Genomic DNA, 3,688 nt, shown 5'->3' with positions numbered 1-3,688 from the left:
GTGTTTTCGACCTTGTGGTCACGGTGAAAGCGGATGACGCCGGTATCCGTTTCGTGAAGACCCGTGTAGCCGCGGTCCCCTATACCCTGAACGGCCACGCTGCGGAACTTTGCGTCGCGCCTGAGATCGCCGAGCGTCATATACGGATGTGACTGAAGGGTGAGGTTGAGTTGAGCCGCGATGTCGTAGGCCTTCTGGCGTATCGAGGCTTCACCGATCTTTGTGAGAAGGGCGGAACTCTGGGTCCATTCCTCTCTGTAGCCGTCCTCGACGGCACGCTGAATGCTTGATTCGAAACGCCCCGAGAAGGTGTGGATGAGGATGCTGAAAATCGCGATGGGGATGAACCCTGCCATGATCGTCATGATGAAAAGACGGGACCCGAAACGTTTCGGAAAAAAACCGGATACCTTCATCGGCTGCCACGCTCCATCTGCATTAAGAGTAACATAAATGGTATCACCGATAAAGTCGATGATAATTGTCACATGGAAAACGGGGCCCTGGTCCTTGTCTAGGCGACGATCTCCCTGTCTTCGGGGGAGTCGATGACGAATCGAATGATGAGCCCTTTCCTGCCGACAGCATCATATGCGAGGTTGCTTTCGGAATATATCCCGTCGAATACGTGGGTATCGTAGAAATCGTCATAGAAGTGAGCTGCGTAAACCCTGTCCGAGGGATCCGGGCCTCCGATGACAGTGCAGGTCTTCACCTCGCTCTGAAAGCTGGTGTTCCGATACATGTCGTCGCTGAATGACCGCGCTTTTTCGATGCTGGAGAAGACCGCGAAGACCCCTCGGCCCAGTATCGATCTGTCCATGACCACGAATAGTTCCATCTGTCCTGTCATCCTTCACGGATAGGTCCGCACTATAGGAAATATAGGAAGTCGGCAAAGAAATCAAGTCTTTTGACATTTTGTTGTAACCCGTTCCAGCGTTGCGGTAGAATAACGACGTTCCGGTGGAACACTTCTATAAAACCACGAGGAGCGATCATGAGCCTGAAAGACAAAACTGCATTGATCACCGGGGCCGGACAGGGTATCGGCAAGGCCTGTGCCGAGGTTTTCGGGGAGCGGGGCGCGCGCCTCATCCTTCTCGACAAGAACAGGAGAACCCTTCCGCACGTTGCGCGGGATCTGAAAGTGAAAGGCGTCGACGTTGTCTTCCGGATCATCGACCTCACGCGCACGCAACCCCTTGTGAAGATGGTCGAAGAGCTTCTGGCAGACCACAGGATAGACATTCTCGTCAACAACGCCGGCTTTGACAGGCCCGGCATCACGGCGAAGATCGACAAGACGGACTACAATGCCGTTCTGTCCATCCATCTCGGTGTGCCCTTTCTCCTTTCCAAGCTGCTCCTCCCGCAGATGCGCGCCAACAGGTGGGGACGCATTGTCAACGTGAGCTCCATATACGGGCTCATGGGGGCCAAGGGCGAGGTGGCCTACGCCGCGGCCAAGGCCGGGGTCCTGGGTCTGACCAAGACCCTGGCGCGTGAAGGAGGAAGGGATGGTGTGACCATAAATGCCGTCGTCCCGGGCATGATACGGACTCCGCCCATCATGCGGATGCCCGACAAGTACAGGGAACCCATCATAGTGGAGAGCATGCTGGGCAGGATAGGCGAACCGGAAGAAGTGGCCCGTGTGGTTGCCTTTCTCGCCTCTGAGGACGCATCCTACATAACCGGCACGGAAATAAAGGTGTCGGGAGGGTGGGGGGTCTAACAAAAGGTTGGAACCGCTTGAACCGTTAGAACCGCTTGAACGGGAAAAACTCTTTTTCAGAAACGTTCAAGCGGTTCAAGCTGCTTAAACGGTTCAAACGGTCTTTTTCAGTATTTCCTCCAGCATTTTCCCCAGTTTCGTTTCTTCCGTTTCGTCGGCGTACTTGGGGGGTTCAATGTCGGGAAAGAGGCTGTAAACGGCCTTGGTGATGACCTCCGCGTGGGGAGGGCAGCCGGGCATGTGCGTGCCGAGACCGGCGTGGTGCTGCTGGCAGACACCCATGAAGATGTTGGTCTCATCGGGGTTGATGGGGACGGCTGTCGACGGGCCCAGGAAAATGTTGGCCTTTTTCTCCAGAGGCCTGTCGATAAGGGACCGGCCGGGATCTGCGGGATCGGGCCTGCGCAGCTTGGAAAGGACGAAGTGCAGATAGCCTTTGCACCCCGTGCACGCCTCGTCGGCATGGATCTTGAGGCAGGCTCCGCCGCTGACATCGATGGCGGGTTGCACGAATTTCTTCGCCACCTCTTCGACGGGGGTGCCGACGACGTTGATCTTGTTCTTCTCGAGTGGTCCCAGGCCCTGCATCCAGGCGAGGAATACAGGGGGAGATGTCCTGGGGTCGATACCCATGATCTCCATGGCTACGGCATCGACTGCCACGGGGTTTGTACCGCCGATCAGGACATCCATCGTGATGGGGGTGCCCGATACGGGCCCGAAGTCTTCAAGGCCGGTGAGACCGTCTATAATGGTCAGTTTGGGTTTGACAAGGTGGTGGATATTGACGAGGCTTTGCCAGAGGCCGAAGAAATGGGACATGTATTTCTCTATGGGTGGTACGGCACCCTGGAGGCTCTTGATGGCCAGGGAAGAAATGGCGGCGAAATGGATCTTCAAGACCGGCACGTTGATGATAACGTCGACCATTTCAAGGGTGGAAGGAATCCTCCGGGATGACATGCGTTTGCAACCCGGCACCTGCTTCTCGATGAACCTGTCCGTGTTGAGGTCGACGAGACTGACCCTTTCAGGATCAAGGGAGACGATCTCATCATAGCCGTAGTGGCTGAACATCTTCGAGGTGGCGCTGCGGTTGATCGAAGCGCCTTCGGTGATGTAGACGTGGGATGCGAGGCCGAGGAGCATCTCCGTCAGGGCCTTCACGACGCGGATGTCGGTGACGATGCCGCCCACGACCTTTCCGTCCTTGAGGCCGTGGTCGCTCACGACGTTCGGTTTGATGGCGACCGTTTGCCCGGGCTTGACGAACCGCCTGAGCCCGCCGAGCCTGTCGATGAGATTGGCGAGACCCCTCCTGATCTCTTCGTATGTCTGGGTGGAGGGTATCTTCTCGACGGCTACACGTTCCTTCTTTCGATAAGCATGAAAGGGTTTACCCGCGGCCGTCTTCTTCAGCAGCACAGAGGTGCTCAACTCCATCTTGACGAGGTCGAAGCCGTTGCGGCTGAAGAAAAGAACGGGCCTGAAACCATACTCGACAAGAAACCGGTGCTTTTCCTGGTCCGCCGCGAGAAGAGACGCCGCCACCAGGCTTTCACGGGCGATCAGCGTGTCAAGCATCGCCGGACGGGGGTCCTTGCCTTTCCACGTTCCTTCCACGAGCATTTCCTCGATGGTGCTCGTCTTCTTGTCGTAGAGGATCCATCCCACAACCCTGTTGTTCTTCACGGCACGGAAGACCGTGATGGAAGAGTTCTTTGCCCATTCCTCCCATTTGAAGGCGATATAACGGTCATCGATGCCTTCCTTGAGATAGCGGTCTCTGAGGAGCCTGAAAAGGGTGGGGGTTCGCCTTCCCGTCTTGAAAGATATGTCTCTTGCCATGTTGTTGACCTCCTCCTCCGTGCGATTGTGGATCCTACCCCGCCCCCGTCACACGTGGCAAGATTATACCAGTTTTGGCATTTGCATGAAAGAAGTTAAGCG

General features: G+C 56.2%; 4 protein-coding genes. 1 reads left to right on the top strand and 3 read right to left on the bottom strand.

Annotation, left to right across the window (positions count from 1 at the left end; translation table 11 throughout):
• Both GXX82_08200 and GXX82_08195 read right to left on the bottom strand, forming a co-directional pair.
• Positions 1-416, bottom strand: a 416-nt coding sequence (locus GXX82_08200; protein NLT23012.1) for a hypothetical protein, incomplete at its 3' end; no start/stop codon positions are given.
• Between the two features lie 98 nt (positions 417-514).
• Positions 515-841 (bottom strand): hypothetical protein, encoded by a 327-nt coding sequence (locus GXX82_08195; GenBank protein NLT23011.1) that lies wholly within the window; start codon positions 839-841, stop codon positions 515-517.
• A gap of 159 nt (positions 842-1,000) precedes the next feature.
• Between GXX82_08195 and GXX82_08190 the strand changes: the two genes are divergently transcribed.
• Positions 1,001-1,738, top strand: coding sequence for an SDR family oxidoreductase (locus GXX82_08190; GenBank protein ID NLT23010.1), 738 nt, complete (start codon positions 1,001-1,003; stop codon positions 1,736-1,738).
• A gap of 93 nt (positions 1,739-1,831) precedes the next feature.
• Here the strand turns inward: GXX82_08190 and GXX82_08185 are convergent, their stop codons facing one another.
• On the bottom strand, positions 1,832-3,586 hold the full coding sequence (locus GXX82_08185) for a DUF362 domain-containing protein (GenBank protein NLT23009.1): 1,755 nt from the start codon (positions 3,584-3,586) through the stop codon (positions 1,832-1,834).
• Positions 3,587-3,688 lie beyond the last annotated feature (102 nt).

Source organism: Syntrophorhabdus sp. (assembly GCA_012719415.1).
Taxonomy (GTDB): domain Bacteria; phylum Desulfobacterota; class Syntrophorhabdia; order Syntrophorhabdales; family Syntrophorhabdaceae; genus Delta-02.
This window is presented reverse-complemented; position numbering and strand designations above follow the sequence as displayed.